The sequence below is a fragment of the Enterobacter sp. 4974935 genome (genome assembly GCF_058661735.1).
The window spans coordinates 3,889,323-3,905,326 of sequence record NZ_JBZWGT010000003.1 but is presented as its reverse complement, the minus strand read 5'-3'; the positions used below and the strand labels follow the sequence as shown (position 1 = coordinate 3,905,326).

At 55.9% G+C, this 16,004-nt stretch carries 15 protein-coding genes; 7 read left to right on the top strand and 8 right to left on the bottom strand.

Going from position 1 to position 16,004, the window contains the following annotated elements; translation table 11 throughout:
- Positions 1-141 precede the first annotated feature (141 nt).
- The gene (locus tag AC4OVS_RS19890) at positions 142-1,071 is read left to right on the top strand and encodes a DMT family transporter (protein ID WP_032625201.1); all 930 of its coding nucleotides are present in this window, start codon (positions 142-144) and stop codon (positions 1,069-1,071) included.
- Positions 1,072-1,117: 46 nt separating this feature from the next.
- Here AC4OVS_RS19890 and AC4OVS_RS19885 read toward each other — a convergent pair whose 3' ends face one another.
- The gene (locus AC4OVS_RS19885) at positions 1,118-1,756 is read right to left on the bottom strand and encodes an OapA family protein (RefSeq protein WP_032625204.1); all 639 of its coding nucleotides are present in this window, start codon (positions 1,754-1,756) and stop codon (positions 1,118-1,120) included.
- Between the two features lie 231 nt (positions 1,757-1,987).
- Between AC4OVS_RS19885 and bamJ the strand changes: the two genes are divergently transcribed.
- Positions 1,988-2,608 (top strand): BamJ family beta-barrel-assembly machinery protein, encoded by a 621-nt coding sequence (gene bamJ / locus AC4OVS_RS19880; RefSeq protein WP_022646839.1) that lies wholly within the window; start codon positions 1,988-1,990, stop codon positions 2,606-2,608.
- A gap of 315 nt (positions 2,609-2,923) precedes the next feature.
- Positions 2,924-4,333: a D-serine/D-alanine/glycine transporter gene (gene cycA / locus AC4OVS_RS19875; RefSeq protein WP_022646840.1), complete on the top strand. Its 1,410-nt coding sequence runs from the start codon at positions 2,924-2,926 to the stop codon at positions 4,331-4,333.
- A gap of 86 nt (positions 4,334-4,419) precedes the next feature.
- Here the strand turns inward: cycA and ytfE are convergent, their stop codons facing one another.
- Entirely contained in the window at positions 4,420-5,082 is a 663-nt protein-coding gene (ytfE, locus tag AC4OVS_RS19870) for an iron-sulfur cluster repair protein YtfE (RefSeq protein ID WP_023299148.1), read from the bottom strand.
- Between the two features lie 245 nt (positions 5,083-5,327).
- On the opposite strand from ytfE, the gene AC4OVS_RS19865 reads away from it, so the two are divergent.
- Entirely contained in the window at positions 5,328-6,974 is a 1,647-nt protein-coding gene (locus AC4OVS_RS19865; RefSeq protein WP_023299149.1) for a methyl-accepting chemotaxis protein, read from the top strand.
- 80 nt (positions 6,975-7,054) lie between these two features.
- On the opposite strand, the gene AC4OVS_RS19860 is transcribed toward AC4OVS_RS19865, so the two are convergent.
- The 3 genes from AC4OVS_RS19860 to AC4OVS_RS19850 all read right to left on the bottom strand — a co-directional run bounded on the left by AC4OVS_RS19860 (position 7,055) and on the right by AC4OVS_RS19850 (position 9,850).
- Positions 7,055-8,020 (bottom strand): DMT family transporter, encoded by a 966-nt coding sequence (locus tag AC4OVS_RS19860; protein ID WP_058677071.1) that lies wholly within the window; start codon positions 8,018-8,020, stop codon positions 7,055-7,057.
- Positions 8,021-8,095: 75 nt separating this feature from the next.
- Positions 8,096-8,920, bottom strand: a complete 825-nt coding sequence (locus AC4OVS_RS19855) for an AraC family transcriptional regulator (RefSeq protein ID WP_023299151.1) — start codon at positions 8,918-8,920, stop codon at positions 8,096-8,098.
- Between the two features lie 81 nt (positions 8,921-9,001).
- Positions 9,002-9,850, bottom strand: coding sequence for an SDR family oxidoreductase (locus AC4OVS_RS19850; protein ID WP_250115991.1), 849 nt, complete (start codon positions 9,848-9,850; stop codon positions 9,002-9,004).
- Positions 9,851-9,934: 84 nt separating this feature from the next.
- On the opposite strand from AC4OVS_RS19850, the gene AC4OVS_RS19845 reads away from it, so the two are divergent.
- On the top strand, positions 9,935-10,321 hold the full coding sequence (locus AC4OVS_RS19845; protein ID WP_491922659.1) for a winged helix-turn-helix transcriptional regulator: 387 nt from the start codon (positions 9,935-9,937) through the stop codon (positions 10,319-10,321).
- A 93-nt stretch (positions 10,322-10,414) separates the two neighbouring features.
- On the opposite strand, the gene AC4OVS_RS19840 is transcribed toward AC4OVS_RS19845, so the two are convergent.
- Complete coding sequence (locus AC4OVS_RS19840; protein ID WP_250115990.1) at positions 10,415-12,358, bottom strand: bifunctional 2',3'-cyclic-nucleotide 2'-phosphodiesterase/3'-nucleotidase; 1,944 nt, start codon at positions 12,356-12,358, stop codon at positions 10,415-10,417.
- 190 nt (positions 12,359-12,548) lie between these two features.
- Between AC4OVS_RS19840 and cysQ the strand changes: the two genes are divergently transcribed.
- Positions 12,549-13,289, top strand: a complete 741-nt coding sequence (gene cysQ / locus AC4OVS_RS19835; RefSeq protein WP_022646848.1) for a 3'(2'),5'-bisphosphate nucleotidase CysQ — start codon at positions 12,549-12,551, stop codon at positions 13,287-13,289.
- Here the strand turns inward: cysQ and AC4OVS_RS19830 are convergent.
- The gene (locus AC4OVS_RS19830) at positions 13,283-13,840 is read right to left on the bottom strand and encodes a YtfJ family protein (RefSeq protein WP_017383934.1); all 558 of its coding nucleotides are present in this window, start codon (positions 13,838-13,840) and stop codon (positions 13,283-13,285) included. The genes cysQ and AC4OVS_RS19830 overlap by 7 nt on opposite strands.
- A 324-nt stretch (positions 13,841-14,164) precedes the next feature.
- Here AC4OVS_RS19830 and AC4OVS_RS19825 point away from each other — a divergent pair, with 324 nt between their 5' ends.
- Positions 14,165-14,371, top strand: coding sequence for a DUF1107 domain-containing protein (locus AC4OVS_RS19825; RefSeq protein ID WP_003856054.1), 207 nt, complete (start codon positions 14,165-14,167; stop codon positions 14,369-14,371).
- 76 nt (positions 14,372-14,447) lie between these two features.
- Here AC4OVS_RS19825 and paeA read toward each other — a convergent pair whose 3' ends face one another.
- On the bottom strand, positions 14,448-15,785 hold the full coding sequence (gene paeA, locus AC4OVS_RS19820; protein ID WP_022646849.1) for a polyamine export protein PaeA: 1,338 nt from the start codon (positions 15,783-15,785) through the stop codon (positions 14,448-14,450).
- Positions 15,786-16,004: the final 219 nt, after the last annotated feature.

The following is a 16,004-nucleotide window of genomic DNA, read 5'->3' as shown; positions in this document are numbered from 1 at the left end:
GCTCACGTCGAAGCGCCGGCCTTGTGCCGGCGTTTTGCTTTTTAGCGTGACCCTACGTCATGTTTTGCGATTGTAAGGTCGCTATTCCTGATGCATTCTCTGATAATAAATTGAAACGCAATTTTATTTATGAGATTTGTCATGGATACCGCTCTGCCCACGCCCGTCTTTGCCCGTCGAAATGTGGCCTATGCCTGCGCCACGCTCTGCTGTCTGCTTTGGGGAAGCTCATACCCGGCCATTAAAAGCGGCTACGAACTCTTCCAGATCGCGACCGATGATATTCCGTCCAAAGTCGTCTTTGCTGGATACCGTTTTCTGTTTGCCGGTGCGTTGCTGCTGCTCTTTGCCCTGGCCCAACGTAAACCGATTGCCAGGCTCACACCCACGCAGTTTGGTCAGCTCACGATCCTCGGGCTGACCCAGACCACCATCCAGTACACCTTCTTTTATATCGGCCTTGCTTACACCACCGGGGTGAACGGTTCGATCATGAATGCCACCGGGACCTTCTTCAGCGTGCTGCTGGCGCACTTTATCTACCACAACGACAAACTCAGCTATAACAAAACGCTGGGCTGTGTTCTGGGCTTTACCGGCGTGATGCTGGTGAACTTCCACGGCGGGTTAAGTGATTTCCAGTTTGTCTGGCAAGGTGACGGATTTGTGGTGCTGGCGGCCTTTATTCTCTCTGCGGCCACGCTTTACGGGAAACGCATTTCCCAGACCGTTGACCCGACGGTGATGACGGGATGGCAGCTGGCGATAGGCGGGGCGGCACTGGTTGCGGGAGGCTATGCCACGGGCGGGGCGCTGGAGGTGCACAGCATGAAGGCCGTCGCCGTGCTGGGGTATCTGACGCTGCTCTCATCCGTGGCGTTCGCCCTGTGGAGCGCGCTGCTGAAAGTGAACCGCGTGAGTATGATTGCCCCGTTCAACTTTGTCATACCTGTAGCAGGAACAGTGCTCTCCGCCATATTCCTCGGCGAAGACATTCTGGACATCAAATACGCGATTGCGCTGGTGCTGGTCTGCTCGGGGATCTGGTGGGTGAATAAACGTCGTGCCTGAGAACAAAAGTGCCGGGGGGCGGCTTCGCCTTACCCGGCCTGGGCTATTAACGTGCTCTGATAAAACTGCCGTCCGGCTGGCGGGTAAACAGTACCTGCTGCCCGTTTCCGGTATCGATCGTTAACCCGGTCACCACCCCACTGGCATTCTGGCGGATCTGCACCATCTGACCATTTTGCAAGTTGCTGAGCGGCTTGCCAGCCCCCTCGACTTGCGCCATGGCATACACATCCGTTGCCGGCAGATTGTGGTCGCGGAACAGCTGAGCAAGGGTTTTACCTGGCTCTACGCGATACGAACGCCACTGCTGCTCAATGCCGGTGGGCTGTTGCGCCTGTGGCTCTGAAGGGGCGGCGGCCTGCTCCTGATCTTCCTGAACAGGTTCAGGTTCAACCGGCGCAACCTGGCCCGGATCGTTAGACGGTGTGACCAGTTGCGTCTGCATCGGCTGTGAATCAGGCTGCGGCTGGCTTTGCGACTGGATATCCAGCTCAGCATTGCGGCTTACCGGCCCGGTATCAACGTTGTCACTGCCGGAAGGAAGCAGGAAACCGATGACCATCAGCAACGCGCCGATGATAATGCCTCTGCGGTGCAAAGGCGGCAGCGGGTCCATGATGCGAAAGTTATCCGGCGCATGCCAGATTTTCGCCAGGGTAGGTTTCAGTTCAAATCGCCCGGGCATGGCTCTCCTCCTGCTCCGCGTCTTTTTATCCTGTCCTGAGAAGTGTAGTTTGCTAACTGCCTGATGGGCGTAACAAAGCCAGCTTTCGTGACATATATTAGGGAAAATCCTGACGGCTACTATTGTTTCCGTTTCGTCGCAGTTTGTCACCTTTACTTAAGACAAAGTTTTACCCATAAGGGCATGGCTGATATGCTGCCCGCTACTTTAAATGTGATGGAAGGAAAACCCATGACCACCCCGACTTTTGACACTATCGAAGCGCAGGCAAGCTACGGCATCGGCTTGCAGGTAGGACAGCAGCTGAGCGAATCCGGCCTGGAAGGTCTGTTACCGGAAGCGCTGGTGGCGGGTATCGCTGACGCGCTGGAAGGCAAGCAGCCCGCTGTGCCGGTTGACGTTGTGCACCGTGCGCTGCGTGAAATCCACGAACGTGCTGACACTGTACGTCGCGCGCGTTTCGAAGAGATGGCGGCAGAAGGCGTGAAATATCTGGAAGAGAACCGTGAGCGTGAAGGCGTGAACAGCACCGAGTCCGGCTTGCAGTTCCGCGTAATCAATCAGGGTGATGGCGCAATCCCGGCGCGTACCGACCACGTTCGCGTACACTACACCGGTAAGCTGATCGACGGCACCGTGTTCGACAGCTCCGTCGCGCGTGGCGAACCGGCTGAATTCCCGGTCAACGGCGTGATTGCAGGCTGGATCGAAGCCCTGACCCTGATGCCAGTAGGTTCAAAATGGGAACTCACTATCCCGCACAACCTGGCATACGGCGAGCGTGGCGCTGGCGCGTCCATTCCGCCATTCAGCACCCTGGTGTTTGAAGTCGAACTGCTGGAAATCCTGTAATCGGTTTTTCTTATTTTCCTCTCTCCGATCGGGGAGAGGAAAATAGCGATAAAACCTGGAGTTACGACGGAATCAACATTTTGTATTGCAAACGAAACTGTTACGTGTATTTTTGTGAGCTGTTTCGCGCTGTATGAGTGATATGACACTCACTTTCAACATATTATTAACATAATATTCAAATCATAGTATTCATCCCGCCGATTCTTACCTACTATCGATAAGCCCTTATAAAGGGAACGTCATTTTTTTTGGCGTATTTAAAGGCCAGAAGAGCCTTAACAACACAGACAGGCATAAACAGGAAAATATCACATGGTAGATCAGGTCAAAGTCGCCGCCGCAGAAGAGGCGACGTCTGAACAGTCGCTACGGCGAAATCTCACGAACCGTCACATTCAGCTTATTGCCATTGGCGGCGCCATCGGCACAGGGCTATTTATGGGCTCGGGCAAAACCATCAGTCTTGCAGGCCCGTCGATCATCTTCGTTTATATGATCATCGGTTTTATGCTCTTTTTCGTGATGCGTGCAATGGGTGAATTGCTGCTCTCGAACCTCGAATACAAATCCTTCAGCGACTTCGCGTCAGACCTGCTTGGCCCGTGGGCGGGCTATTTTACCGGCTGGACCTACTGGTTCTGCTGGGTGGTTACCGGCATGGCGGATGTTGTCGCTATTACGGCCTACGCCCAATTCTGGTTCCCCGGCCTGTCGGACTGGGTGGCCTCGCTGGCGGTGATTGTCCTGCTGCTGAGCCTCAACCTCGCGACCGTTAAAATGTTCGGTGAGATGGAGTTCTGGTTCGCGATGATCAAAATCGTCGCCATCATCGCGCTGATTGTCGTCGGGCTGGTAATGGTGCTGACGCACTTCCAGTCGCCAACTGGCGTTCAGGCCTCGTTTGCCCATCTGTGGAATGATGGCGGCTGGTTCCCGAAAGGCATCAGCGGCTTCTTCGCCGGTTTCCAGATTGCGGTGTTCGCGTTTGTCGGGATTGAGCTGGTGGGAACCACGGCGGCGGAAACTAAAGATCCGGAGAAATCCCTGCCGCGCGCGATCAACTCCATTCCGCTGCGTATCATCATGTTCTACGTGTTCGCGCTGATCATCATTATGTCCGTGACGCCATGGAGCTCGGTAGTGCCAACCAAGAGCCCGTTCGTCGAGCTGTTCGTGCTGGTGGGGCTGCCCGCTGCCGCGAGCCTGATTAACTTCGTGGTGCTGACCTCTGCGGCCTCTTCCGCGAACAGCGGCGTTTTCTCCACCAGCCGTATGCTGTTTGGTCTGGCGCAGGAGGGCGTTGCCCCGAGCGCGTTCGCCAAACTGTCTAAACGTGCGGTACCGGCGAAAGGGCTGACCTTCTCCTGCATCTGTCTGCTGGGCGGTGTGGTGATGCTCTACGTTAACCCGAGCGTAATCGGCGCGTTCACCATGATCACCACTGTGTCGGCGATCCTGTTTATGTTCGTCTGGACCATCATCCTCTGCTCATACCTGGTGTACCGCAAACAGCGTCCACATCTGCATGAGAAGTCGATCTACAAGATGCCACTGGGCAAGCTGATGTGCTGGGTGTGTATGGCGTTCTTCGTCTTCGTGCTGGTGCTACTGACGCTGGAAGAAGATACCCGTCAGGCGCTCATCGTCACGCCACTGTGGTTTATCGCGCTGGGGCTGGGCTGGCTGTTTATCGGTAAGAAACGGATGGCAGGCATGCGTTAAGCATGTTGCCGGGTGGCGCTGACGCTTACCCGGCCTACGTTCGAGGACGTTGTAGGCCCGGTAAGCGCTAGCGCCACCGGGCTTTTTTATTTACCCGATAATGCACGCGGGAACAGAACGTTATTCTCAAGACTGATGTGTTCCATCAGATCGTCGATCATCTCGTTGATGCCGTTGTACATCGCTTTCCAGGTGGTGCACGCCTCTGGCGGCGGTGTGACATTGTGGGTGGTGTGTTTGATCACTTCCAGCAGTTCTCCGGCGTCATCATGTTCGCTTTCCATCACGCTGATTGGCCCCATTGCCTGGCTGCCCATGCCCTGTTTGATCATCGGGAAGAGGATCTGCTCCTCTTTCATCATGTGGCTGGATAGTTCTTCGTGCAGCATGGTCAGGTATTTCGCCAGGCCGCGCGGTACGGAAGGTTTATCGGCGTGAACGCGCTCAACTTTGGTGGCCTGTAAAATCAGCTCCGGCAGCTGTTCGCGGTGACGGTCGTGGTAACGCACAATGATATGGTCGATGATTTCAGCCAGCGGCGCGGTGCGCCAGTCTTTGTCGACAGGCTGTTCTGCCAGCTTAGCCAGCTCCGCTTCGATAGCTTCTACATCCAGCTCTTTACGCGACGCTGCGCGCGCCAGCGTTTGCTTACCGCCGCAGCAGTAATCCATATCGTATTTACGGAACAGCGCTGAAGCGCGAGGGATGGAGAGCGCCAGCTCGCCTAAGGGTTGGTCGCGGAAGGCCATAGCAGTTACCTCATCATCAGGAATATAAGATGCATTTTAGATGCATCTTTATGAGGATACTATAACCCTTTAGAGGCAAGGGTAAAAATGAGAAAGGGATCACAAAAAAAGCGTGCTTTTAACTTGCTGATTGAATGCAGAAAAGGGCTTTCGAAAGTTTTTAAAGGTGGAGAAACAGTAAACAACCTGCCGCGCGTGCCGATAGATACAGGTCAGACAATACCTGTATATAAAAAAGGCAACGCATGTTTAAACGTATAAAAGTCATTACTCTTTTGATTTCGGTGCTGCTTGTGCTCGGCATCATGCAATTGATCTCCGCCGGCATTTTCATTAATGCGCTCAATAACGACAAAGAGAACTTCACCGTTTCTCAGCTTTCCAGCCAGAACGTCGCGGAGTTTACCGACGCCTGGATCAGCCTGAATCAGGCGCGTGTCACCCTTAACCGCGGCATGCTGCGTCTGCAAAGCAGCATGGCGTCGCAGATTAATGGCGGGCAGCTGAACGAGCTGGTCAATACCGCGAAAAACCTGCTGGCTGATGCCCAGACACATTACGATAAATATTACGCGCTGCCGGAAACGCCGGGTATGGACGAGCACCTGGCCGACAGGCTGGAAGAGCACTACCGCATCTACTCCGCCACGCTGACGCAAATGAACGTTCTGCTGGGGCAGGGCAATCTGGAAGATATGTTCAAACAAAATGCCGAACAGAAGCAGACCGCGATGCAAAAGGTCTATCGCGAATGGCGCGAGGCGCAGGCCGCGCTCACCGACAAAGGCATCAAAGACAATGAAAGCGACTACAAACGCATTCTGTGGATCCTCTCTGCGGTGATGCTGCTGGTGATCGCGGTGATTATTTCCAGCTGGATTGCGATGCGCCGCGTGCTGCTGCTGCCGCTGGAAGAGGTGATCAGCCATATCCGCGCCATTGCGGCAGGGGATTTAACCCAGCCGATTCAGGCTGAGGGTAAAAATGAAATGGCGATCCTGGCGCGCAACGTTCAGGAGATGCAGACTGCGCTGGCCAACACGGTGGGCGTAGTGCGTGAAGGCGCAGATACCATCTACACCGGCGCGGGTGAAATCTCGGCGGGCAGCAACGATCTCTCTTCCCGCACAGAGCAGCAGGCCGCTTCTCTGGAAGAGACGGCAGCCAGCATGGAACAGCTGACCGCCACCGTGAAGCAAAACGCCGATAACGCGCGTCAGGCGTCGCGTCTGGCGCTGGACGCCTCCTCCACCGCGAAGAAGGGCGGAAACGTGGTAGAAGGCGTGGTGCGCACCATGGACGAAATCGCCACCAGTTCCAGCAAAATTGCGCAAATTACCAACGTAATCGATGGCATTGCCTTCCAGACCAATATTCTGGCGCTGAACGCGGCGGTAGAAGCGGCGCGTGCGGGCGAGCAGGGGCGTGGCTTCGCGGTTGTCGCGGGTGAGGTGCGTACCCTTGCCCAGCGCAGCGCTCAGGCGGCGAAAGAGATCAAAGCCCTGATCGATGATTCCGGCGAGCGCGTTAACGCGGGCTCTCAGCTGGTAAATGAAGCGGGCGCGACGATGGCAGAGATCGTCAATGCAGTTACGCGCGTGACTGACATCATGGGTGAGATTGCGTCGGCCTCCGACGAACAGAGCCGCGGTATCGACCAGGTGGGCCAGGCGGTGGCGGAGATGGATCGCGTTACCCAGCAGAACGCCTCGCTGGTGGAGGAGTCTGCGGCGGCGGCGGCGGCGCTGGAAGATCAGGCCGCGCGCCTGAACGACGCGGTGGCGGTGTTTAAGATCACCCGTAACCAGGCGGTGAAAGCCGCGCCGGTAAAGACCTATGCACCTAAAGCGCAGCCCGTAGCGGCGTCTGAAGCGAACTGGGAAACGTTCTGATACTGTGCCGGGTGGCGCTGACGCTTACCCGGCCTACGGTTTTGTAGGCCCTGCAAGCTAAGCGCCGCTGGTCGAAAAGCTCACCCCTCCGACGCCGGAACGACCATCGGTTTTTCCGGCTTCGCTCTCACCGCAATCACCACCCCAACGACCAGCAGCGCGATCCCGCAGGCCGTTAGCAGCGGCGGCACGCTCTGGCGCATCAGGAAGGTATAGAGCAGCCCGGCCAGCGTTTCAAAGACAATCAGTGGCCCCAGTATCACCGTCGGCAGCTTCTGGCTGGCAATGTTCCAGCACAGCGCGCCAACCCACGAACAGAGCACGGCAATGGCGACCATTAACCCGACGAATACCCACGGGCGCGGTCCGAAGGGCAGGGCGAAATCCGGATGCTGGCTACCCAGCCAGATACATGCACCCACATAGCCCAGCAACGAGACAGGAAGCGTGACCAGCGCCTGCGCCGTCGCCCACATCATCGGATGTTTATCCGGGTTTTCCCGCAGCCAGCGTGCGTTGCGCAGGGCATACCAGGCCCAACAGACAACCGAGATAAACGCCAGAAAGATCCCTGAACCGTAACGCCACAAGCTGAAGTTTTCGAGGCCGTGGCGTAGCTCGGCAATATTCACGCACACCAGCCCCACGGCGATGCAGACCAGAGCGGGCGCCATTTTTGACCACGCCAGTTTGCCGTCACGCTGGCTGTAAAGCAGGTTCGCGAAAACCGGGATGACCACCGGTAGCGTGCCGATAATCATGGTCGACACCGGCGCACCGGTGCGCTGAATGGCGCTCGCCAGGCAGACGTAGTAGATAAGATTACCCATCATGGTCAGCCACAGCGCGGTGAGCCAGTCCTGGCGACTCAGCTGGCGCAGACGCGCACGCCCCAGCCATGCCAGCGGCACGGCAATAAGCCCCAGCGCCAGATAGCGTCCGGTCGACTGCAATATTGCCGGGTACTCCGGCACAATCAGCGGGCCGACGAAAATCAGCCCCCACATCAACCCTGCAAGCAGGGCATACAACACGCCACTAATCATCTTTTCGTCCACAGTAATACATGTTGTAGCCAGTGTAGGAGGCACAGATGCACGCGTATTGTATGAGGTTGCGCATTAGCGCGGCGAAACCTGCTTCTGGTAACGCACGGGCGTAATGCCGTAGCGGCGGGTAAAGGCGCGGGTCAGGTGAGACTGATCGGTCAGCCCCGTTGCGGCGGCCACCTCGGCGGCAGGCATGCCGTGGGTGAGGAATGCTTTGGCGCGCCACAGCCGGATGGCCATCAGCATCTGGTGTGGGGTGACGTGAAAATGGGCCTTAAACTGGCGCTGGAAATGGTACGGGCTGAGCGACACGACGCTCGCCAGTTCGTCCAGGGTGAGCGCGCGCATATAGTTGTCGTGCAGATAGTCGCGAACGCGCTCAAAGCGGTGCGCGCCCTCCCGGGCTACCGGCGCGTGACGGGCCAGCGGCTGGAACGTCTCAATCAGATCCAGCAGCAACCCTTTTTGTGCCAGCGCATCGTTCGTATGCCAAAGGCCGTAAATCAGCTGGCCAATTTGCTGCGAGCGCAGCGGGTCGTGGCGGGTCACGTCGCTAAACCACCAGTGGCGAAGGCCGGTGACTTCTTCCAGCAGGTCGGGTTCGATATAGACCATCCGGTAGCGCCAGCCGCCTTCGGTGGCGGATTCGCCCGTGTGGATCTCGTCCGGGTTCATGGTCACGACCGATTTTTCAGCGGCTAAGTGTTGGGTACCGCGATAGCGGAAGCGTTCGGCGCCGGTTTCAATGGTGCCGATACCGAAGGCTTCATGCGTGTGAGGCTCAAAGGCGTAGTCAGCAATATGCGCGTGATATAGCTCCAGACCCGGCAACTGCGCCAGATGGCGAAAGCGCGCGCTGTCTCTCTCATCAGTAAACTGTTCCGGTACGCCTTGCACGGTGAGCCTCCTTGTGGGTCATCGCTTCATTATCCGAGATGACCCGAAGGGATGCCACAAAAAATAACCAATTCTTAACAATTACAGAATGGCTTTGATGCTCTCCGCCAGCGGCGTGGTCGGACGGCCAATCAGTTTGCTCAGGGTACGGCTGTCGTCAAACAGGCCGCCTTTGGACGCACCGGTATCGGAATCCGCCAGCATCTCCGCCAGCCCGGCAGGCAGACCAACGCCTTTCAGTGCAGCGGCATAATCGGCTTCGCTGAGGTTCTGATACGTTACCGGCTTACCGCTCTGCTTGCTAAGCTCCGCAGCCAGTTCGCTCAGCGTCCAGGCATTGTCACCTGCCAGTTCATACACCTTGCCGGCGTGACCCTCTTCAGAAATCACTTTTGCCGCAGCCGCCGCGTAATCCGCACGGGTCGCAGAGGCAATTTTGCCTTCGCCTGCGGCACCTATAAATACGCCATGTTCCAGCGCTGGCGGCGCGCTTGCCAGGTAGTTTTCGGTGTACCAGCCGTTGCGCAGCAGGGCGTAAGGCACGCCTGAAGCCGCCAGTGCATTTTCGGTTTCGACGTGCTCAACGTGCAGACCCAGCGGGGATCTGTCCGCATGCAGCAGGCTGGTGTAGGCGATAAGTTTCACCCCGGCGGCTTTGGCGGCGTTAATCACGTTCTGATGCTGTGCGGCGCGCTGGCCCACTTCGCTGGAGGAGATAAGCAGCAGCTTATCCACGCCGTTCAGGGCGGTGGTGAACGCGGCCTGGTCGGTATAGTCCGCCTGACGTACCACAATTCCCCGCTGGCTTAAGGCGTCGGCTTTTGCCGGGTTACGCACAATAGCCACGATCTGGCTGGCCGGAATGGTTTTCAGCAGTTCTTCAATAACGTGTTGGCCAAGCTGGCCGGTTGCGCCGGTAATCGCGATCATGATGAATCTCCTTCGTGTTTGTCTGGTGTTGTGGCACACTATCACCATAACTAACTTTTAGTAAGTACGCACAAAAAGGTAAGTATGAAAACACCGATACCGACGCTCAGCGAGCAAATGCGCGATGGCAATCTCTTTGCAGAACAGTGCCCGTCACGGGAAGTGCTCAAACATGTTACCAGCCGCTGGGGCGTGCTGATCCTGGTGGCGTTACGTCAGGGGACGCATCGTTTTAGCGATCTGCGCCGCAAGCTGGGTGGTGTCAGCGAGAAGATGCTGGCCCAGTCGCTTCAGGCGCTGGAGCAGGACGGGTTTGTCGATCGCGTTTCTTATCCGGCTGTGCCGCCGCACGTGGAATATAGCCTGACGCCGATGGGGCTGGAGGTGAGCGAGAAGGTGGCCGCGCTGGCTGACTGGATTGAGGTGAATACGCCGAAGGTGATGGCGAATCGGGACGATCGTGCGGCATGAAATGCCGGGTGGCGGCTTCGCCTTACCCGGCCTACCCGCAATCCTCGATCCCGTAGGCCGGGTAAGCGCAAGCGCCACCCGGCACAATCATCGCTACCTGCTCAAATCCACCTGATAAATCGCGAACCCAATATCATCCGTCGCGACCTGTTTCATCGGATACTGCGCCTTATCCTTGATAAACGCGGCTGCTTTATCGGACGGTGATGTCTCAAAGCGAATATCCAGCGTAGTGTCGCTGTTGATCGGCGCCAGACGCCAGTTGTTATCCACCGCCGGATGAATTTCACCCGCTTTTTTCGACTCCGCGCTAATCCACGCCGCCAGCACCGAACGGTTCTCATCCGGCGAGGCAAAGGCGATGTGGCTGTCACCCGTACCGGCAAACTTACCGCCATAGGCGCGGTAGTTGTTGGTCACCACCAGGAAAGTGGCATTCGGATCAATCGCTTTGCCGTTGAAGGTCAGGTGTTTAATGCGTTCTGCCTGCGGATTAATGGCCTGACATTCGCCGTCATATTTCGCGGGCTGGGTTACATCAATCTGATATTCCACGCCGTCGATCACGTCGAAGTTGTAGGTGCGGAAACCGTCCCAGTTTATCAGCGACTGCGGTTTGCTGCTGTGCGGATCGATCTGGTTGAACTGTCCGGCAGAGCACTCCAGCCACTCCTTCACCTCTTTCCCGGTGGCTTTCACCACCACGAGGGTGTTGGGATAGAGGTAGAGATCGGCGGCATTACGGAAGGTCAGCTGGCCTTTTTCCACCTCAACGTAGCTGGCCGGATCGTTCTTACGCCCGCCCACTTTGAATGGCGCCGCGGCAGACAGAACCGGCAGATTGGCCAGATCCGGATCGCCCTGAATATAGTGCTCGGCATAGGCTTTCTGCGCCATGTTGACTACCTGCACGGTCGGGTCATCCTGTACCAGCGCGAGGAAGCTGTACATGTTATCAGCCGATTTACCGATCGGCTTGCTGACAAATTCACGCGTTGCGTCGTGGTCATGCTTCAGGACGTCGACCAGCTTTTTATCTTCTTCGGCCAGGGATTTTTTTGCAGCGGCATCATAAATCGGACGCGCTTCCGCTTTCGACTGCGTGACTTTCCAGCTCCCGCTGTCGTTATTCAGCACCAGATCTACCACGCCAAGGTGGTCGCCCCACATGCCCGGCATCACCGATGGCACACCGTTGAGCGTCCCTTTTTCGATGTCCGCGCCTTTGATACTGGCGAAATCTTTGCCCGGGAAGACGGCGTGGGCGTGACCAAACAGGATCGCATCGACGCCCGGTACCTGGCTGAGGTAATACACGGAGTTCTCAGCCATCGCCTGATACGGGTCGGCCGAGAGGCCAGAGTGGGCCACAACGACCACCACATCTGCGCCTTTCGCCCGCATCTCCGGCACGTATTTGCGCGCCGTTTCGGTAATGTCGTTGACGGTTACTTTCCCGTCGAGGTTGGCTTTATCCCACGTCATGATCTGCGGCGGCACAAAGCCGATATAGCCGATTTTCAGCGTCTGTTTTTTACCGTCCTGGTCGACAACCTCGGTCTCTTTAATCAGGTAAGGGGTAAAGAGCGGCTTTTTCGTCTTAACGTCGATGATATTGGCATTAACGTACGGGAATTTTGCCCCTGCCAGCGCATCGTGCAGGTATTTCAGGCCGTAGTTAAATTCGTGGTTGCCCAGGTTGCCGACGGCATAGTCCAGCGTATTCATTGCCTTATAAACAGGATGGATCTCGCCTTTCTTCAGCCCCTTCGCCGCCATGTAGTCGCTGAGCGGGCTGCCCTGAATTAAGTCCCCGTTATCGACCAGCACGCTGTTTTTCACTTCACCGCGGGCGGCGTTGATCAAACTTGCCGTACGTACCAGTCCGAATTTTTCGACAGGCGTATCTTTGTAGTAATCGAAGTCCATCATGTTGCCGTGCAGATCGGTGGTTTCCAGAATGCGGAGATCCACCGTCGCTGCCTGAACGCTTGCCGCAATCAGCGTTGCCAGGAGCGTTGCGCTAAACTTAATCATCTGAGGAGTCCTTTTTTCGATCCAAGCCACAAAAGAGTATGTATGTAGTATTTGTTGCTTACAGAAGTGTGAATGCTGCCAGAAAAAAGAACGCTGAAACCAGAATTGCTTCACAGATAGCGGAATTGTTCACATTACGATATAACTAAAACAATAAGTTATGCCCACTGCGTTAACGAAGAGGTGGAGAATGTTAGATCAAATTTGTCAGCTCGCACGGGATGCGGGTGATGCCATTATGCAGGTGTACGACGGTGCGAAACCGATGGATGTTGTCAGCAAAGCGGACGACTCCCCGGTGACGGCGGCGGATATCGCGGCGCATACGGTGATCCTGAAAGGTTTGCAGACCCTGACGCCGGATATTCCGGTCCTTTCTGAAGAAGCGCCCCAGGGCTGGGACGAACGTCAGCACTGGCAGCGTTACTGGCTGGTGGACCCGCTGGACGGCACGAAAGAGTTCATCAAGCGTAACGGTGAATTTACCGTGAATATCGCCCTGATTGAAAAAGGAAAGGCGGTGCTTGGCGTGGTTTATGCCCCGGTGATGAAGGTGATGTACAGCGCGGCGGAAGGTAAAGCCTGGAAGGAAGAGTGCGGCGTGCGTAAGCAGATCCAGGTGCGAGATGCCCGTCCTCCGCTGGTGGTGATCAGCCGCTCGCACAGCGACAGCGAGCTGGAGGAGTACCTGCAACAGTTGGGGGAACACCAGACGACGTCGATTGGCTCGTCGCTGAAGTTCTGTCTGGTGGCGGAAGGGCAGGCGCAGTTGTACCCCCGTTTCGGGCCGACGAACGTCTGGGATACGGCGGCAGGGCATGCGGTGGCTGCGGCCGCAGGCGCGCATGTGCATGACTGGCAGGGTAAGCCACTGGACTACACCCCGCGCGAGTCATTCCTCAATCCTGGCTTCAGGGTGTCACTTTACTGAGTCAGCAGCTTATGCAGCAGGGCAACCACCTGCTGCACCTCATCCTGCGTCAGCGCGCCGTCCTTAACCCACTGTACGCGACCGTTTTTGTCCAGCACAACAATCGCTGAACTCTCTTCTTCCAGCTGCCACGCTTTACGCGTCACGCCGTTGCTGTCGACAATAAACTGCGACCAAGGATAGAGCTTCTTATTGCTCTCAAGGCTTGAGCGCACAAACATCCCGGAGCCGGGAATCGCGTCGTCGGTATTCACGATGGTGGTGGTCTGATAGCGATCGTGCGGGAGTTTTGCGGCCTTGATCGCTTCCACGAGGGTGGCGTTTTTCTCTTTAGCGGATGTACGTCCGGCAATATGCTGTACAACTCTCACTTTGCCCGCAAGCTGCGCGCTATTCCAGGCTTTATAGCTAAACTTATCATTGTCGAGAATCAATTCTCCCCGGTCAGCAATGCCGACCGGCGGGACACGTTGTCCTTTTTCAATGTTGTGTGCGGAAGCCATCAGCGGCAGCAACAGGCAAGCTGCTGCCAGGAGGTTACGTAGGGTCATGGTGTTTCCTTATTGTGAGCAGGTGATCCGACCACTTGGTCATGCGCTTTTAATCATAAGTGCGATCAATGGGCTTTTCCCGCAATCCCGATGCCAGTTTGCGGGCGAACGCACATATCCACGCAAAAACGACGGCATATACTGCTCTGTATCACGCTTTGCAAAGATTATTCTGAATAATTGTAATCAAACGGTAAATAAACTTATGCACACTGGGTAAGTACGAGGTTCTGGTCTATAGTCATTGGGCATCAAAATTTGCGCTCAGGACAGTCGGGCCGATTGTGGCACCGCAAGGGCGTATGATTCGCAGGAGATACAAGAATGAAAATTTTCCAACGCTACAACCCGCTTCAGGTGGCGAAGTACGTGAAGATCCTGTTCCGTGGACGGTTGTATATCAAGGATGTTGGCGCTTTTGAGTTCGATAAGGGCAAAATCCTTATCCCGAAAGTGAAGGACAAACAGCACTTGTCTGTGATGTCCGAAGTCAACCGTCAGGTTATGCGTCTGCAAACTGAGATGGCTTAACCAACGTGCTATGCAGTAGTAGTTAAAAAGACGGCTCCCGATGGGAGCCGTTGATGTTTGTGGGACATACAAAGGGTTACGCCGACACCTTATCTTCCGCGTCTGGCAGCTTCGGTACCAGCACGGTCGGTTTACTATCAATGCGCGTTACCAGCAGCTGGTCGATGCGGTAGTTATCAATATCCACCACTTCAAACTTGAAGCCAGAGAATTTCACCGAGTCGGTACGTTTCGGGATCTTACGCAGCATAAACATCATAAAGCCGCCGATGGTCTCGTAGTTTCCGGACTGCGGGAACTCGTCGATGTCGAGCACGCGCATGACGTCTTCAATCGGCGTACCACCATCGATCAGCCATGAGTTCTCATCACGCTGCACAATTTGCTCTTCCAGCCCCTGGCCGACCAGGTCGCCCATCAGCGTCGTCATGACGTCGTTGAGGGTGATAATGCCCACCACCAGCGCATATTCGTTCATGATCACCGCGAAGTCTTCACCGGCGGTTTTGAAACTTTCCAGCGCTTCGGAGAGCGTCAGGGTGTCCGGCACAATCAGGGTGTTGCGGATCTGCACGCCGCTGTTCAGCGCCAGGCTCTGGTTTGCCAGCACGCGGTTCAGCAGGTCTTTGGAGTCCACATAGCCGATGATATGGTCGATATCTTCGTTACAGACCAGGAACTTGGAGTGCGGATGCTGCGCCACTTTGGTCTTCAGGCTCTGCTCGTCTTCATGCAGATCGAACCAGATGATGTTCTCACGGCCGGTCATGGAGGACGGCACGGTACGGGATTCCAGTTCGAAAACGTTCTCGATCAGCTCGTGCTCCTGCTTGCGCAGCACGCCTGCCAGCGCCCCGGCTTCCACCACCGCATAAATATCGTCGGAGGTGATGTCGTCTTTACGCACCATCGGCAGCTTGAAGATGCGGAAAATGACGTTCGCCAGGCCGTTGAAGAACCACACCAGCGGACGGAAGACATACAGGCAGAAGCGCATCGGGTTGATGATACGCAAAGCCACAGCTTCTGGCGCAATCATACCGATGCGTTTCGGGGTCAGGTCCGCGAATAGAATGAACAAACCGGTGACCAGCGAGAAGGAGAGGATGAAGCTCAACTGCTCGGCCAGCTCTGCGGACATGTACTTTACAAAGAGGCTATAAAACGCCGGAGAAAATGCTGCATCGCCCACGATACCGCCAAGAATGGCGACCGCGTTCAGGCCAATCTGCACCACGGTAAAGAACATGCCTGGGTTTTCCTGCATTTTCAGAATGCGTGATGCGTTGATGTTGCCCTCGTCGGCAAGCAGCTTCAGTTTGATTTTACGGGAGGCAGCCAGCGAGATCTCCGATATCGAGAAAAATGCACTGACGGCAATAAGACAAAGTATTACTAAAATACTGTTTAACATAGTTTATCCGGCTTCTCGCCAGATCCTCAGAAGGGGAGTTGATACCATTCGTGTGAAGACACATTGAACTCAGCTCGTAGCGTTGAGCCGATTATTTCAGCGGTAGTATAGCGTAAAGGCGTGTAAATCTGCCAGAGGTCACGTTTTCGGCAAAAAGTGGCCGGATGAAAAGGCAGTGAGTGGTTAAGTAATGAACTGACACTTTTGCTTACAGGCGCG